This window comes from Paenibacillus sp. QJM3NY_38 (assembly GCF_056173265.1).
Genome location: NZ_CM149665.1, coordinates 4,112,353 through 4,129,219 on the forward strand (window position 1 = coordinate 4,112,353; position 16,867 = coordinate 4,129,219).

At 55.6% G+C, this 16,867-nt stretch carries 13 protein-coding genes; 1 reads left to right on the top strand and 12 read right to left on the bottom strand.

Features of this window, described 5'->3' with window-relative positions:
* Positions 1 to 61: 61 nt before the first annotated feature.
* On the bottom strand, positions 62 to 358 hold the full coding sequence (locus AC0VZ8_RS18905) for a hypothetical protein (protein ID WP_475484040.1): 297 nt from the start codon (positions 356 to 358) through the stop codon (positions 62 to 64).
* Complete coding sequence (locus tag AC0VZ8_RS18910) at positions 355 to 1,743, bottom strand: glycoside hydrolase family 2 protein (protein WP_475484041.1); 1,389 nt, start codon at positions 1,741 to 1,743, stop codon at positions 355 to 357. The genes AC0VZ8_RS18905 and AC0VZ8_RS18910 overlap by 4 nt, the downstream gene beginning before the upstream one ends.
* Before the next feature lie 199 nt (positions 1,744 to 1,942).
* Here AC0VZ8_RS18910 and AC0VZ8_RS18915 point away from each other — a divergent pair, with 199 nt between their 5' ends.
* On the top strand, positions 1,943 to 2,779 hold the full coding sequence (locus AC0VZ8_RS18915) for a helix-turn-helix transcriptional regulator (RefSeq protein WP_475484042.1): 837 nt from the start codon (positions 1,943 to 1,945) through the stop codon (positions 2,777 to 2,779).
* A gap of 207 nt (positions 2,780 to 2,986) precedes the next feature.
* Here the strand turns inward: AC0VZ8_RS18915 and AC0VZ8_RS18920 are convergent, their stop codons facing one another.
* From AC0VZ8_RS18920 to AC0VZ8_RS18965, 10 genes are all read right to left on the bottom strand, one after another.
* Entirely contained in the window at positions 2,987 to 3,997 is a 1,011-nt protein-coding gene (locus tag AC0VZ8_RS18920; protein WP_475484043.1) for a LacI family DNA-binding transcriptional regulator, read from the bottom strand.
* A 148-nt stretch (positions 3,998 to 4,145) separates the two neighbouring features.
* Positions 4,146 to 4,946: a 5-deoxy-glucuronate isomerase gene (gene iolB, locus AC0VZ8_RS18925; protein WP_475484044.1), complete on the bottom strand. Its 801-nt coding sequence runs from the start codon at positions 4,944 to 4,946 to the stop codon at positions 4,146 to 4,148.
* A 223-nt stretch (positions 4,947 to 5,169) separates the two neighbouring features.
* The gene (gene iolG, locus AC0VZ8_RS18930; protein WP_475484045.1) at positions 5,170 to 6,204 is read right to left on the bottom strand and encodes an inositol 2-dehydrogenase; all 1,035 of its coding nucleotides are present in this window, start codon (positions 6,202 to 6,204) and stop codon (positions 5,170 to 5,172) included.
* A gap of 24 nt (positions 6,205 to 6,228) precedes the next feature.
* A complete protein-coding gene (locus AC0VZ8_RS18935) occupies positions 6,229 to 7,674 on the bottom strand; it encodes a CoA-acylating methylmalonate-semialdehyde dehydrogenase (protein ID WP_475484046.1) in 1,446 nt (481 codons plus the stop codon).
* Between the two features lie 97 nt (positions 7,675 to 7,771).
* Positions 7,772 to 8,785 carry a 5-dehydro-2-deoxygluconokinase gene (gene iolC / locus AC0VZ8_RS18940; protein WP_475484047.1) on the bottom strand — a complete coding sequence of 338 codons (1,014 nt, stop codon included), beginning with the start codon at positions 8,783 to 8,785 and terminating at the stop codon, positions 7,772 to 7,774.
* A 252-nt stretch (positions 8,786 to 9,037) separates the two neighbouring features.
* Positions 9,038 to 9,946 carry a myo-inosose-2 dehydratase gene (gene iolE, locus AC0VZ8_RS18945; protein ID WP_475484048.1) on the bottom strand — a complete coding sequence of 303 codons (909 nt, stop codon included), beginning with the start codon at positions 9,944 to 9,946 and terminating at the stop codon, positions 9,038 to 9,040.
* A gap of 23 nt (positions 9,947 to 9,969) precedes the next feature.
* Positions 9,970 to 11,835, bottom strand: a complete 1,866-nt coding sequence (gene iolD / locus AC0VZ8_RS18950; protein ID WP_475484049.1) for a 3D-(3,5/4)-trihydroxycyclohexane-1,2-dione acylhydrolase (decyclizing) — start codon at positions 11,833 to 11,835, stop codon at positions 9,970 to 9,972.
* Positions 11,836 to 11,970: 135 nt separating this feature from the next.
* Entirely contained in the window at positions 11,971 to 14,196 is a 2,226-nt protein-coding gene (locus tag AC0VZ8_RS18955; RefSeq protein WP_475484050.1) for a glycoside hydrolase family 88/105 protein, read from the bottom strand.
* Positions 14,193 to 15,962 carry a hypothetical protein gene (locus AC0VZ8_RS18960; protein ID WP_475484051.1) on the bottom strand — a complete coding sequence of 590 codons (1,770 nt, stop codon included), beginning with the start codon at positions 15,960 to 15,962 and terminating at the stop codon, positions 14,193 to 14,195. The genes AC0VZ8_RS18955 and AC0VZ8_RS18960 overlap by 4 nt, the downstream gene beginning before the upstream one ends.
* Before the next feature lie 27 nt (positions 15,963 to 15,989).
* Positions 15,990 to 16,865, bottom strand: coding sequence for a carbohydrate ABC transporter permease (locus tag AC0VZ8_RS18965; protein WP_113056639.1), 876 nt, complete (start codon positions 16,863 to 16,865; stop codon positions 15,990 to 15,992).
* Positions 16,866 to 16,867: the final 2 nt, after the last annotated feature.

A 16,867-nucleotide genomic window follows, 5' to 3' on the forward strand; every position in this document is an offset into this window, starting at 1 on the left:
CCTTTTGAACATGATCTTTGTTATCTAAAAGTATAGGGTTTATGTACCACTCAGTCAAATATCATGATTCTCCCATAAAAAGTCTTCGAACGGTTTCATACGCCAGTTTCGGACGCCGATATTCATCCACGATGCCTTTGCTGTTCCGCGTGCATGAACGATTCAGCAGCCAGCCAAGCCCTTCCGTCACACGGCAATCGCTAAATTGCCATATGAACATCCCGGAAATGTATTCGCGCTCCATGTATGCCTTCAGATTGCTCGCGATAATATCGGCCTGACGCTCCTCCGAGCCTTTCTCCCGATTCGGACTTCGGAACCCGTAGAACCCATCCCCTCCGAATTCACTCATAATCATCGGTTTACCTTCTCCGCCGAGCGCATCTGCCCAGCTTCTGGCCAGATCCGCCAGTTCCCCAGGATTCTCGTCGGTATACCAGCCTGATAGAGATTGAATGACACGATTTCCGCCAAATCAAAACATTTCTCCTGATCTCGATGATGGGAAGCGAAGGACCGAGGCCTGCTGGGGTCAAGCTCCCGAATAATGGTTAGCTGCTTTGCGTAGTGAGCTCTCCCCTCCTCCGTGTTACTGGCGCATTCATTCAGAATGGCCCATATCAGGATGGACGGATGGTTAAAATGCTGCTGCACCATTTCACGAGTCACCTGCTCGCTCTGCCAACCGAAATTCGGATGCAGCATCTGCTCCAGACTCAAACCGCGGGCGTGATTTTCTTCCCACACCGCAATCCCTCGTTCATCGCATAGATCGAGGAATCGCTCATCGTTCGGATAATGACTTGTCCGAACGGAGTTACACCCAAGCTCTGTTATGAGGTCCACATCTTTTACCATGAGGGGCAGCGGAAGTGCGGAACCGGCCATGGGATGGTCCTCATGCCGGTTAACGCCTTTGAGCACGAGATCCTGGCCGTTCAATTGGATTTTTCCGTTCTGCGTTGTTATCTCGCGAAAGCCTATGCGGTCCAGCCAATCATCGCAATCCGCGCCATCAACGGCAAGGACCGCTCGCAGCACATACAAATTCGGGTCGTCCAGCGACCATTCCAACACACCGGGATAGGATAGGGTGGCTATTCGTTCGACCCGCTCCCCTGGCTTCACTTCAAAGCTTCCAAGCGCCCCCTCCACCTCAGCCAGCGAACCGCGGAGTGAACCTTTCTTCACAAGGCTTCCAAGGTTTCGGATCAATACCTTCCAAGAACCTTGCCAAACCCCGCCCTGTTTATATGGAGTGAACATGACGTTTTCAATGTATAAATCGCTTATCTCCTCCAGGGCAACCGGCCGAATAATGCCGCCGTACGTATAGTAATCATTAGGAACATGAAGGGCCGATTCCTCGTTAAAGGAATTATCCACATACACCAGCAGTTCATGTTCACCGGCTTGAACTTCCGGGATGACCATGTCAAAGGCGGTATATGCGTTATAATGACGGACTGCCAATTCCCCGTTGAAATAAACATGTGCCGTGTGGCTGACCCCTTTAAATTCGATTCGCAAATTGGTTTTTCGAGACAGCGAGATGATCTTGCGGTATACGCCAACTCCCCTATAGTTTCCGAAGCGTGGGTGCATCTCCCAGCAACCGGGAACAGGCAGCTTGTCAGTGTAACTGGCTGGTCGCTCCCCTATGCCGGCTACTGGAGCAAACTCCCACATTCCCTCCAGTTCCTTGCACTTTCGAATATGGTGGGTATCAAATAATCGCAGCATCTCTTCTCCTCCAATCCATCATGCGGCTTTGAGGATGCCCTCAAAATCCGATAAGTAAACACTAGTTTATTGATGCAGCGTACTCCATAGAAAAGCCGATACAAAACATGTAAAAATCGCTCCTTGCATCCCTGGCGATTGTTGTGATCTTGAGTTATTCTTTTCTTATATCACCTATCAGGATGGAGGCTGGACTGCCGTGTATGATGCTCGAGATTTGGTTGTGCGGATCAACTGGACCTTCCGAAAGACCACCTCTTCCGATTGGTCTGATATCCGTAATAATACGTCAGTGCACAGTTTCTACTGGATCCATGAAGGCAGCGGAATCTTTTATGCGGATCAAGCATATCCGGTAAGTCAAGGCATGCTGTTTTATATGGAACCAGGCTTGCAGATGCGTATGAAAAGCGCGCCGGAAGCCCCTCTTACCATAAGCATGGTGCTGTTTGAATGCTGCTGCCTTCAACATTCCCGGTCTGAATGGCAGCTCCCTCAAAGCATTCAGCGGCTTGAAATCCCATTTATGGCCCATTATCTAGGCGAGCAAGCCATCGGGATGGACCATGGTTTCAGCGAGTTGACAAGGGCTTGGGTTCCCGGGAATACGGAGAGTGAACTGGAAAGCAGCGCCCTGCTTCTAAGGATGATCGCCAAATTACATCAGGAGAACAAGCCGTCTCTAATAGAGCCCGCATATGAGGCATATCACCGGATTAAATCAGACATCGAGGACCATTACGCCGATCCGCTCCATATTGGATCCTTAGCAAAGAAACATGCCATTTCGGAGTCATATTTGCGAAAGCTGTTTATGAAGCATCTGCATGTTTCTCCCAAGGACTACCTGACCGACATCCGTATGCGGCATGCAGAGCGTTACTTGGCGTACACGTCGTATACATTGAGGTTTATCGCCAACGCATGCGGATATCATGATGAATTCCACTTTAGTAAAGCATTTCATAAGTACAAAGGGATGGCTCCCGCAGCGTTTCGAAAAACCTCAAAACATGCGAATCATTCAACCCCGTGACGGTTACTCATTGGTGTCTCCGCATGTACTCTCGAATCTAGGAAAACCTTTGTGTAAGCGAAATAAAATTGATACCAAAAAACGGACTTGAGAGACGTTATTCAGCACTAGCAGCAAATCGACTGCCAATGCCCATAATAACGACTCTGTCGTCCGTTTTAACTGGAACATGATTCTTGGTGTAACCTATTGTCTCCAGAAGATTGATTATCCCGGCGGCGGGGCCGTGGATCGGCGGATGACCAGCTCTGGAGGGAGCACAATCCGCTGTGCAGGTTCTCCCTGGCTGGACAGATTCCTGACCACAAGGTCCACCGCCAGGCGGCCCATCTGTTCCATCGGCTGGGCAATAACGGTGAGCGGCGGATCGGTTACTCGGGCGAGAATCGTATCGTCAAAGCTGACGACCGAACAGTCCTCCGGAACGCGCAGCCCGAGCTCGCGGATCGCCTGAAGTGCGCCGATCGCCAGCAAGTCGTTGCAGCAAAACAGCGCCGTGGGCGGTTCCTCCAGCTCCAATATGACTTTAGCTCTGCGGTATCCGTCCTCGATCTTATGGTCACAGGCCGCCATATAGTCGGGAGACGGCCCCAAACCGAGGGAGGCGGCAGTCTCGACAAACCCCCTTACCCGCTCATTGCTGCTTGTCACCCGTTCATGCTCGGCGAGTACCGCCAGCCTGCGGTGACCGAGACGAAGTAGATGCTCAGCAGCCAGACGGCCCCCTTCCAAGTCATGAACCCGAACGCTGCTTGCGCCAAGTGCCGGATTGTCGCGAGCGATAAGCGCTATAGCCAGCGAATGCTCCTGAAGCGGCTTAAGCAGCTCGCCATGGGATACGCCCGTACCGATAATAACGCCGTCCACCTGCTTTTGTCTCAGCAGGCTGACATAGCGCTTTACCTTCTCTTCCTGGTTGTCCGTGCTGCAGATGATCACGCTGTATCCAAGCTGATGCCCGTGATCCTCGACCGATCGTGCAATCTCGGCAAAAAAGGGGTTGGAGATGTCGGGGACGAGCAATCCCAGGGTATAGGTTTTTTTGCCGGCGAGGGCTGAGGCAATCGCATTCGGCCGATAATTCAGGCGCTGCATGATATCGAGAATCTCCTCACGCCGTTCGCGACTGATCTTGCCCTTGCCGTTCATGACATGAGAGACGGTGGCAATGGAGACGCCGGCTTCGCGCGCAACGTCATAAATAGTCGCTCTTATCATCCCTTGAACTCCATTTGTTTAATTTTGGCATTTCAATTTATTATGAGCTTTCATCTCGTTTAGCGCAAGACCATTTAGTCGTTATTACTGCCTGCAGACATGCACACCTAAGGATCCTGGTCCATAACACGTTCCCTGATTTCCAGCTTTATCTCATAAGCCAATCATGATCCGGATCATTGCGGAATTTCCATATTCGCTTCGGCCCCGCCATGACGTTCAGGTAGTACACATCATATCCGGGAGGCGCGGATACCGGATGGTAGCCCTCAGGCACCATAACAGCCTCGCCGTCTTTGACCGCCATCGTTTCGTCCAGCGAACGGTCATCGGTGTAGACCCGCTGAACGGCAAAACCGCATTCCGGCTGAACCCGGAAATAGTAGGTTTCCTCCAGCAGCGACTCCTCCGGCAGCTCGTCGCGGTCATGCTTGTGCGGCGGGTAGCTGGACCAGTTGCCCCCGTCCGTAAACACCTCGACCACCAATAGGCTGTCCGCAGGCTTTTGCTCCGGCAAAATATGATGCACCAGACGCGACATGCTCCCGCTCCCGCGGTTCTCCACGCCGACCTCTTCCGGCGCGATGAGACGGGCCTGATGAGAGTCTTTCCCCGGGGCAAGGCATACCGCCAGCTCCATTTCGGTAAGAGCCGTGATTTCGTACGGTTGCTGTGAGGGCACATAAACCGTGTAGGGAGGCGTTTTTTCAAACACGCTCATGCGTTTGCCAATGTTGTGCCAGCTCTCTCCCCCGGCCTTCACGTCGGCTCGCCCGGTTAGCAGAACAAGAGCCGCTTCCTGATCTCCCGTGACTCGTCTCAGCGTCTGTCCTTCCCGTAAACGGAATACTTCAAAGCCCACATATGTCCAGCCTGCGCTTTGCGGCGTTATGGATAGCACGCGCCCGTCCAGGTCCGGCGTCGTTAGGGGTACAATTAAGTTCGGCATGGTATTCCTCCTTTTTGTTTCTGACTCTGCAAATGAAGAAGCTCCAACAGATAGTTCTCCCGTTTGAGTAAGATCTTCCAGCGCTTGTGCGACAGCTTCTCATATATCGATTTCAAGCAGATATTGAGGCTAGCGAACCCAAACGATGATGTCTCCTTGTTCAGCCAGCTTAGCCATCCTCTCGACATCCCGCTGCCAATTACAGCCTCTCCGGGTTTCGGGTTTAGCCTGCGGAAGATATGCCGGTGGTGAGCTCGGCAAGCCTCACCGGGCGGCCCTGCTGGAGCGAACGCTTGGCCGCCAAGGCGATCAGCTCTGCCTGAAGGGCGTCATGGCCGCTGACTGGCACCGCGGTACCGTTTTGCAAGCTATCGATAAATTGCCGCGTCTCGTTCATGTACGCTTCCTTGTACCGCTCCAGAAAGAAGTACAGTGGTTTGTCGCGGGTAACGCCATCCGGGCCGCTGACAATGGCGGTGCTTGGATAGTCGTTGTCAGCGGAGACACAGCCGCCGGAGCCGAACACCTCGATCCGCTGATCATAACCGTAGACGGCCTTGCGGCTGTTGTCGATGACGCCGAGCGCTCCGTTTTCAAACCGCAGCGTTGTGAGGGCGGTGTCGATGTCGCCCAGCTCTCCGATGGCAGGGTCCACGAGTACCGCTCCCTGGGCATACACTTCGACCACCTCGCTGCCCGATAAAAAACGGGCGATGTCGAAATCATGAATAGCCATATCCATAAACAGCCCGCCGGACACTTTAATGTAATCCGGATGCGGCGGACTCGGATCACGCGAGGTAATCTTGATCAGATGGGCATCCCCGATTCTCCCCGCGGACACAATCTCCCGAACCCGGCTGAAGTTATGGTCAAACCGGCGGTTGAAGCCGATCTGCAGACTTACGCCAGCCGCTTCCACGGCCGTCAGCGCCTCGCGGGTCTGATCCACGCTCATGCTGACCGGTTTCTCACAGAAAATATGCTTGCCGTTCGCCGCGGCCTGCTTGATCAGCGGGACATGCGTATCCGTCGAGGAGCAGATCAGCACGGCATCGATATCCGGATGTTCCAAGATATCGTTGCTATTAGTCGTAACCACAGGAATGCCGCGCTCCGCGGCCCAGGACCTCAGCTTGTCGTCGGCGAACAAATCGCCGATGGCCGCAATTTTTGCACCAGGCATGCGCAGCAGATGATCCGCATGGATTTTGCCGATACGTCCGGCACCGATAATGCCGATATTAATGGTTTTCATATGAACGTCTCCTCTGCTTAAAGGCTACCAGCGCGCCGTTACCATTTTCTTGCGGGTATAGAACTCCACGCCGTCCGTTCCATTCGCATGCAGATCCCCATAGAAAGAATTTTTCCAGCCGGAGAACGGAAAGAACGCCATCGGCGCTGGAACGCCGAGGTTGACGCCAAGCATGCCGGCATCGATATGCTCACGGAACTGGCGCACGTCGCTGCCATCCTGCGTGAACAGGCAGGCCCCGTTGGCAAAGTCCGAGCGGTTGGAAATTTCAATCGCTTCCTTCAGCGATTCCGCACGCATAACAGACAGCACGGGTGCAAAAATTTCGTCCTTCCAAATTCTCATCTCGCTGGTCACCTCATCAAAAATCGTCGGTCCGACAAAATATCCGTCCCCCTTCACGGCCTCATCGCTCCGTCCATCGCGAACCAGCTTGGCACCTTCTTGCTCGCCCGCCTCAATATAAGAGAGCGTGCGCTCCTTATGAGCTCGCCTGATAACCGGCCCGAGGAAGACCCCTTCGTCCGCTCCGTTGCCGATGATAATCTCATCGGCCGCCTGCTTCAGCTTCTCCAGCAGCGGCTCCGCCACTTCGCCCACGGCCACGACGACGGAGCAGGCCATGCAGCGCTCGCCGGCAGAACCAAAGGCCGCGCTGACGATCTGGGTCACGGTAGCATCCAAGTCGGCAGTCGGCATCACGATGCTGTGATTCTTCGCTCCGGCCAAGGCCTGCACACGTTTGCCGTGGGAAGAAGCGGTTTTGTACACATACTCCGCCACCGGCTGGGAGCCGACGAAGGACACGGCGGCGATGCCGGGATGTTCCAAGATGCCATTGACTACATCATGAGCGCCGTGAACGATATTCAGGACGCCGTCCGGGAGACCGGCATCGGCGAACAGCTCCGCCAGACGCTGAGCCAAGAGCGGCGTGCGCTCCGACGGCTTCAGCACGAACGCATTGCCGCAAGCGATGGCGAGCGGGAACATCCAGCACGGCACCATCATCGGGAAGTTGAACGGCGTGATACCCGCCACAACGCCGACCGGATACCGGTACATGCCGGACTCCAGGTTGGTGGCGATGTCGGGAAGCTGCCTGCCCATCATCAGCGTAGGCGCTCCGGCCGCAAACTCCACGCATTCGATGCCGCGCTGCACCTCGCCGTAGGCTTCGGCATAGCTTTTGCCGTTCTCCGCCGTAATCAGGCGTGCCAGCTCCTCCCAGTGCTCCACGAGCAGCTGTTGATATTTGAACAGAATGCGAGCGCGGCGAGGAACAGCTGTCTTGGCCCAGGCACGACCCGCTTTGGCGGCTTCCTGCACTGCCTGATCCACCTCCTCTTTGGTGGATAGCGGAACGTAAGCAAGGATCTCTTCCGTCGCCGGATTGTATACAGGATCGGTGGTTTCGGATCGGGATGGAACGAATTGTCCGCCGATATAATTGCTCAGGGTTTGCGTCATGGCTGGTTGGCCCCTTTCGATTGGATCAGTAAATTAGAACAGAACGAAACATCAGTGATGACAGATCTCCAACATAGCTCCTGACCATGAACCAAGTTCAGGAATTGGACGTAAATTCGCCTCGCCTGCAGCGCTCGATATAATCGTGAACCGCCGCGCTCGTCGGCATCGCATCAGAGCAGCTGTGGCTGGAGATGACAATGCTTGCCGCCGCGCTGCCGAACTCCATGCAGCGCTCGATGGGCCAGCCCTGCATCAGGCCGTACAGAAAACCGGCGGCATATGAATCCCCCGCTCCGAACGTCTTGATGACCTTCGCCGGAAAGCTTTGTGCCGTATGGCTGGCACCGCCAGGGGTATACGCGATGGAACCTTCCTTGCCGTGCTTGATAATCACGATCTTGGCGTTGTAATCAAACCACTTGGCGGCCGTGATGCGGTCGCTTCGTTCCGGGTTGCCCCCGAACTGCTCCATCATGTCGAACTCCTCGCGTGTGCCGAGGATAATATCGCATGTTTCCGCCGCTAAATTGTAGTAGATCGCCGTCTCTTGCGGAGATTTCCAAGTGTACGGACGGTAATCGAGGTCAAACGCAATCACGGCCCCGTGGCGCTTGGCATAGTCCAGAGCCAGAAACACGGCTTCCCGGGAAGGACTGGCCGCGAGCGCGGTTCCGGAGATCAGCACCATTTTGGCGGAGGCGATCAGCTCTTCGTTCACGTCCCCTGTCTCCAGCAGCAAGTCCGCGACGTTGTCGCGGTACATGAGAATGCTGCAGTCGGTCGGACTCTTGATCTCGGTAAAAGCCAGCCCCGTCACGGCTCCCGTGTAGTCGGTGGACACGCCTTTAGTCGCAATTCCGTTATTCTCAAGGTATTTTGTAATAAAACGGCCCATCTGATCGTCCGCGACCTTGCCGATAAAGCCCGTGTTCAACCCCAGACGTGCCATCCCGATACAGATGTTGGCGGGTGATCCGCCCACGTACTTGGTAAACGTGCTCGTTTCCTCCATCGGCCGGTTAATTTCATTGGCGTTCAGGTCGATGCAGAGCCTTCCTACAGCCACGAAATCCACCGGTTTTTCGTTATTGAACGTGATTTCACTCATGGATTAACCTCCTTCTCCTTGATCAGTTCGGCCCAAGCTGCGAGCACCAAGAAACGCATGGCCCCCACTCTCCAATGGCCGTAATCACCTGCAGTTCTTTATCTTTTGACACCTGATCACCTACAGCTCTTGGCCATCAAAGCCCGAATGAGAGCTACTGGCTGTCTGCTATGCATGCTGTATCTATGTTCTCGAGCTATGTCGAATCGCCATGAGCCTGGTTTCAACGAGCATGCCGCTTAAACTTCAGCCCTATAGTTTCTGCTGGCCTTCCAGCCGTTCCAGGTATTCGATGGCCTGCTGAGCGTACTCCTTGGCAGGATGCAACGCAGGGTCCTGTTCACCCTCCAGCATCGCCCAACCGTCATAGCCGCGCTTGACGAGCTCGCCGATAATCGGCGCAAAGTCAATGCAGCCGTCTCCTGGAACCGTGAACACGCCTCTGCGAATGCAGCTCACAAAATCGCACCGATCCTGTCGTGCCTGCTCCAAAATATCAAGCCGTACATCCTTCAGATGGATGTACGCGATCCGCTCATAATGCTTGCGGAGCAGTTCAAGCGGATCCGCTCCCCCGTAATAGGCATGACCGGTATCGTACAGGAGAAACACCAACGAAGGATCGGTCATGGCCATCAGGCGGTCGATTTCGTCCGGCTGCTCCACGACCGTGCCGCCATGGTGATGGTAAGCCAGTTTCATGCCATAACTCGCCGCAATCTCGCCAGCCTGGTTCAGTCCTTCCGCCAGGCTTTCCCATCCGGCGTCATCCAGACGGAGAACGATACTCTCATTCGGCGTCCGTCGGGGATCGAAGTGAAGTGATCCCCCTACCTCCGCCGTGCTGATGACTTTGCTGCCGAATCCTGCCAGAAACTCCGCGTGCCGCCGGTAATCCTCCAGCTCCTGCTTCCGGTAATCGGGATCAGAGAACAGCACCGACTTCCACTGGGAAACCAGCTGAATGCCGCGCGCATCCAGCTCCCGTTTCAGTACCGTCCGATCCTTGGGGAATTTTCTTCCCATCTCCGTACCAGTCAGTCCCAAAGCCGCAATATCATCTACAATCATCTCAAAGGTCGTGTCGTCCCCATGCTCCCTAACGTCCTCGCCGACCCAGTTAATAGGATGGATCCCAAGCTTGAAGTGCCTGTTGCTCATAACCAGCGCCTCCTTTGTGTGGTTTAGTAGAGTCTTGCTTCCTTGCTTCGGGCAGCCATCTGGCGCTGCGCTTCGGTTACCTTGCCTGAGGCCGACACCTCCGGCACCTCTACGCGCCACCAGGAATCATAACCATCGGTGTTCGTCCCCGGAACGACCGGAATCTCGATCAGCGTCGTGACGATTTCCTTCTGCGCCAGGAGAAGTGCTTCGTGCAGTGCTTCCGGCGAGTTGGCCTTGTAGGCTTTAGCGCCAAGCGCACGAGCGTGTGCCGCGAAATCAATCGGGAGGTATTCACCTGTCAAGCGACCCGTCCCCACTTCGCGGCGTCGGAACTCATTGCCAAACCCGTCGCTGCCGTTGCTCCGCTGCAGATTATGAATACATTGGAATCCGTGGTTGTCGAACAACAATATCGTAATCTTGCGGCCTTCCTGCAAGCTGGTGATCAGCTCCGAGTGCAGCATCAGGTAACTGCCGTCGCCGACCAGCGCATAGACTTCACGGTCCGGCTCCGCGAGAGCGGCTCCCAAGGCGCCGCTCACCTCATACCCCATGCAGGAGAAGCCATACTCCATGTGGTACGTCTTCGGTTCGGAAGGTCTCCATAACCGGTGCAAGTCTCCCGGAAGGCTGCCTGCGGCACAAACGATGATGGAAGATGGGGAGATGACCTCATTGATGACGCCAAGGGCTCTTGTCTGAGACAAGCCGTCCGGATGCTCGGCAGCGTACAAGCGGTCCACCTCGCAGTCCCACGCTGCTTTCAAATCGGCAAGCTCTCGATCTTCGTAACCCGCTTGATAGCCAACCCGAGACAGCTCCTGGTGCAGCTCTTTCAACCCTTCCTTCGCATCGGCAATCAGCGCTTCGCCGCCGAGCTTGGCGCCATCCGCACCGTTGACATTCAGGTTCAGGAACGATACATCCTCCCTTTGAAACGCCCATTTGGAGGACGTGGTAAAGTCCGAATATCGGGTGCCGATACCGATAATCAGATCGGCCTTAGCGGCAGCGCGATTTGCCGCCAACGAGCCCGTTACGCCCATGGCGCCCAGGTTCAGGGGGTGGTTCCAGGGAAGCGCACTTTTGCCGGCCTGCGTTTCTGCGACCGGGATGCCGAAAGCTTCCGCAAATGCAGCCAGGTCGGTGGCTGCATCACTGTAGTGCACGCCTCCTCCGGCAATGATGAGCGGACGCTTGCTGGCTGCAATCCGTCCCGCCGCACGCTTCAGTCGCTCCGCCGACGGCGGGCGGCGGTCGATGACGTGTACCGTTTTCTCAAACAGCGAATCCGGATAATCGTACGCCTCAGCCTGCACGTCCTGAGGCAGCGCCAGCGTAACCGCTCCCGTCTCCGCCGGATCAGTAAGCACACGGATCGCCTGGTGGGCGGCCGCGATAAGCTGCTCCGGCCGGGATATCCGGTCCCAATACCGGCTCACCGGCTTGAAAGCATCTGCGGCCGATACGGTATAATCCGACGGTGTCTCTATCTGCTGCAGCACCGGATCAGGCTGGCGGCAGGCGAAGTTATCACCAGGCAGCAGCAGCACCGGGATGCGATTCACCGTTGCCGTAGCTGCCGCGGTGACCATATTGAGCGCACCGGGTCCGATGGACGAGGTGCAGGCCCAGATCTGCCGCCGGTTCTTTTGCTTCGCGTATGCCGCAGCGGTATGCACCATGCCCTGCTCATTTTTGCCCTGAACATAAACCAGGTCACCCGCGCTTCGTTCCAAGGCCTCGCCAAGACCGGTTACATTGCCGTGTCCGAATATTCCCATTACCCCATGCACGAATTTCGTCTCCGCTCCATCGACGGAAACGTACTGTGCATCCAAAAACTTCAGCAGCGCCTGTGCCATCGTTAATCGTGTCGTCGTCAACCGGTTCATCTCCTTTTCAACTTTTCATCTTCATTGCAGCCTAAGAAAGAAACGTTATGTAAATTAAGCGCTTAACCTATTAGATCTATGCGCCTAACCAACTAAGGGTTAAGCGCTTTAAAGAAAGTGTATGCCTTACTTGCCGCCCAGCATGCCTTTCAATTTTATGATTTCCGCGCCCGCCAGCATCATGATGCCGGTCCCGTGATTGTCATTCACCACGGTGAGCAGGTCATGCTTGTAATAATCCCCGGAAAAGGAATAACGGGACCCGCTGCATACCCCGTGCACGCTGCCGCGGCGATCGATGGCTTTTCCGGTCAGCCCCTGCCATGCCCGAATGGCGGCATCGGCGAACGGTGCGGGATTCTCCAGCCAGCCGAACCGCACGCCTCTGGCAAAGGCATAGGCGAACATGGCTGTACAGGATGCTTCCTCATATGCTTCCGGATCGGTAATGACTTGTCTCCAGAGCCCTGACTCTCCCTGGTAGGAAGCGATCCCGGCACATAGCTCACGGTAGAATCCAAGCAGGGCCGGTCGGTCCTTATGCTCCCCCGGCAGGCGTTCAAGCAGCTCGGACAAGGAGAACAGGCTCCAGCCGTTTCCACGCCCCCAAGGAATTCGGGTCGCCTTCCCGTATTTGAAGTCAAACACGTGGCTCATCACGCCTTCCTCCGGCATAAACAGATACTCCCGATACCTCATAAACTGATGGGCCGCGTCATCCAGATAAGAGGAATCGCCTGTAATTTCGGCGTACCGCGACAAGAAAGGCGTGCTCATGTACAGATCATCCGCCCACATCGTATCCGCAGAGTACTCCGAGATGCAGAGACGGTAGAAGGCGCCGTCTTCCCGACGTTCCAGGCGGTTCGTCATAAAGTCCGCAATCACTTCCGCCACATTCAAATAGTCCGGATTACCGCTTTCCGTGTATGCTTCCAGCATCGCAGAGCCGAAGGAACCACAGTTGTCCAGCATTTTGATCAGCATCAACTGATGGTTAATCGACGGAAATCCATACGTATCCCGATCCCAAACGGCGTATTCATACCATGAAGTACAGATGTCGATGTGCGCGTGAGCAAATTTCGCAATATCCGGCCGCTTCAGGATTCGCGACGTCTGAAGCAGGCCGTACATCGTCACCCCAAGCGGATAGTCCCAGCGCCCGAAATTGGTGGCAGAACCGGAGGTCCATTTGTTGCTCAGCATTGCGTTCTCATAGAACGGCCTGACCCGGCGGCCCGGCGCATCCAGGGACCAGCCGGTCAAACCGCCGCTATCCGCGCGCGGGAACAGCCGTCGTACCGAACACACCTCCTTCTGTATTTCCTCCTTCTCTGCAGCCAGCGGCCCGGCAAATAGCCACGGAGAAGGTGCGCCCTGGACTTGAACCGGAAGCACAAAGTCCAGCTCTTTCTCTGAACCATAGGCCTCAAGCTCAAATCCCCATCCGGATGGCCCGCTAGAGCATCGTACGAGAAGATCCCCTCGGCTGGCCGCAGCAGGAATCTCGCAGCCAAAATTGCCGCACCCTTGAGTATCCAACACGGGTTTCCCGTCGATCCATACTTCCGTCCGCCCCAGAGCGCGGCCTCTAAGCACAACACAGTCAACGCCTGCCGGCACATGCAATCGGCTCCAGGCATAACCCGATACCGGGAGCTTCGGCAAGCCAAACATACGCTCAAAATTCGGCTTCTCCGCTTCTTCCTCGCTCCAGCCTGTGACCGGGAGCCAGCTAACACCGGTCTCGCCTTCAGTTCCGTGGGCATTCGGAAAGATACCGCTTTCTCCGAACATGCCGGCGGTCAACGGCCCGGCATACGCCCAACCGGCAGCTTCCTTCCGATCAGCAAACGGGGATAACACCTGCAAAATTCTAACCTTGCCCTCCTGGGCGCCAAATCGGCAGCCGAAGCCAGCTTCGGTCCTGCACGCCTCAATCAGCAGCGTATTCCAGCCGGGTTTCAGAACAAGCGGAACAACGATTTTTGCATCCGGCTTCATCTCGTCCTCGGCTCCCGAGCGGTACATCAGCTGATCGTTCAGATAGAACCGTACAGGGCTGAACGGCATAATCCCGGCGTCAAGCGAACGCTCATCGTCGCTCCAGACCAAGCCAAGCGCATAGGCGGCGTCCCCCGGCCTTGCATCCCGGAACCGGTCGCCGAAGTTGAAATTATAGAACCCTTCCTCGGTCTGAAGAATACCTGTTTCAGCGAACGAGCGCAGCGAGAACGGAATTTCCGGGTTCGCTCCAATGTAGCGGTCGGATATGGTCTTCAGCACTCCGGCATCATCATCGCCCAACCAATACCGGATGCTCTCACGAGCTTCGATATAGCTTGTCATGAAGCTCCACTTCCTTCCGTTTGAGCTTGCTCTGCCGGAGAAAGCTTGATGTGAATCTCCTTCTCGAACGGAGTTACCACGTTCAGCAGCAGCGTTCGGCACCCAAGCGGATAAACCGCTTCCCGGACGCCCGCCGCTGTGTGCTGAAATTCGCCGCCGCTAATTTCCATCCACTCGCCGTCCATCTCGTAGCGAATGCTCCCTTCCATCCAGAACTGAGCATCCACGCCGGCGGGAGCAAGCTCTCCACCGCTAAGGGCTCCAGCTGCCGGAAATATGAGCGAGATCTGCGATACGACTTCCTCCGGCTCCGTCGAGGAAATGACCAGCTTCCAGCCATCAACGGTTTCCAGCACGTCCACCCCCACCTTATGCTGCTGCACATGCGTCTGGGGACGGCGGTGATGCGGCAGCAGATACCAAGGGCTGATGTCTGCCTTGGTGCTTGCAGGCAGATCGGCTTCCGGCACCGGCCCGTTGTAGCCCTTCTCCTGTTCGCCGGATAGCCGATACCCATCCTCCAACGTCGCCATCCGGCTCATCTTGACAAAGCCGGGGTCGAAGTAGGAGGCGAACTGCACACCCAGCAAACGAGCCGCTCCATGACGAATAGAAAAGAAGGAGGACATTTCCGTGCTGACGGTCACGCTGGTATGTCCTGCACGGATTCGGGCGACCGGAGCGCCAAAATCCGTATGCATCCGGCTGTAACGGATGACACCGTGATGACCGGCACCTGCAAACCCGGACAGGTAGCGCTCCCTTGGAAATTCTCCGTTCAGCACGACGCGATAATGCTCCGGCATCGGCGTTATCTCCGCACCCTGGCGCTTTAGCCCCGGATCCAAGAGCAGCCGAACGGCTGCGTTGGTCGGTGCTCCGCCGGGATGCTTCAGCAGAGACAGCGACTGTTCCGCCATCCCCTGAAATACCGGATCACGGTCCAGCGAGGCCATCATCAGACACGGCAGAAAATATCCCGACATATCGAAGCTTTGACCAAAATCCTGCCGCCCGGAATATTCGGTAACGATCTCCCCATCCGGGTGAACCAGATAGGACATCATCTTCAAATTGGCACGGACCGGGATCAGAAGCTCCGGACGCTTCAGCAACCTGGCCGCATGAATCAGCATGACGTCGCTTACGACGTTGTAGATCCCGTTGCTGCGCTCGGTCCACTCCCCGTCCGCCGTGGCGTCCATGCCTTCGGCGAGCCACTCCTCCGCCCGCTTCAAGGCATCGTGCGAATCAAAGAGCTCATTCAAGAAGCCCAGCGCCGCGCAGATGACCCACCGATGATTCGGCGTATGGCAGCCTCCGGTAATCAGCGCGGGCAAGGTCCGTTCCAGAAACAGCAGCATATCCGCCGCTGCTCCCTTCAGCTCTTCCCAACCGTCGGCCAGAAGCAGCTGCGCTGCTTGCGCGTAACCAACCACGACGAACGCCGTATCCGGAGGAGAATGAAAATTCGTCCAGCCCGGCGAGATCGTACCGTCGCTATGCTGAGTCTCCAGCATATAACGCGCCGCAAGCGTTAATCTGTTCGCCAGCTCCCTGCTGTGGTAGTATTCGGATGCCGGATTGCAAAGCGCGGCGGCCCAGATCGCCATGGCGGTCGGTGCCCCGCTGTTATGGTTGGGTGAGGGCAAACCGTTCTCCAAGGTACGAACCCCGCCATACCAGCGATGTGACTGCTCCATAATCTGGCGGTCCGTCCCCTCCCGAACCCAGCCGTCATTGACTTCAAAAACTTTGTTATACATATACGATCCTCCTGATATCCGTCGTCCTTAACCCTTCACGGCTCCCAGCATCACGCCGCTGACGAAGTAACGCTGCAGCCATGGATACACGATTAGAATCGGCACCGTGGCAAATACGACGCTGGCCGCTTTCAAGCTTTCCGTGGTTGCTCTGACACCCGCTGCAGGTCCCTCGTTACGGGTCAGATCCGTTATCATATTGTTCTGTACCAATTGATACAGCTTCAGCTGGAGCGGATACAGCTCTTCGCTTGTAATGTACAACAGCGTGTCCTGAAATCCGTTCCAGCGCCCGACCGCATAGAACAGGCTTAGCGTTGCTATGACCGGCAATGACAGCGGCAGAATAATCCGAAGCATCGTTCCGATCTGGCTGGTGCCGTCAATCTCGGCCGCTTCCTCAAGACTTTCCGGAATTCCGTTAAAGAAGGAGATCAGGATAATCAGATAGAACGGACTGATCAGTCCCGGAAGAACCAGGGCCCAAATCGTATCCAGCAAATTCAGGTCTTTCACGAGAATGTATTCCGGGATAATGCCCCCGCTGAAGAACATGGTCACAATGATGATAAACATGAAGATTTTGCGGCCTTTCAGCTTCTTTTTTGTCAGTGGATAAGCGGCAATCATCGTCATGATCATGCACAGCACCGTCGTCAGCAATGTGAGCATGACCGTAAAGCCGAGAGACCGGATCATGCTGGAATCCGAGAATACGGATTTATAAGCCTGAAGGCTGAACTCTACCGGAAACAAAGTCACGTCACCTGACGTTACTGCACGATTTGAGCTGAAGGAGATGGCGATAATATGGAAAAAGGGTGCCAGGCAAATAAGAACAAAAAGTGCAAGCAGGATGATGTTTACGGTATCAAAAACGCGGTTCGACACACGCTCGCTCATGA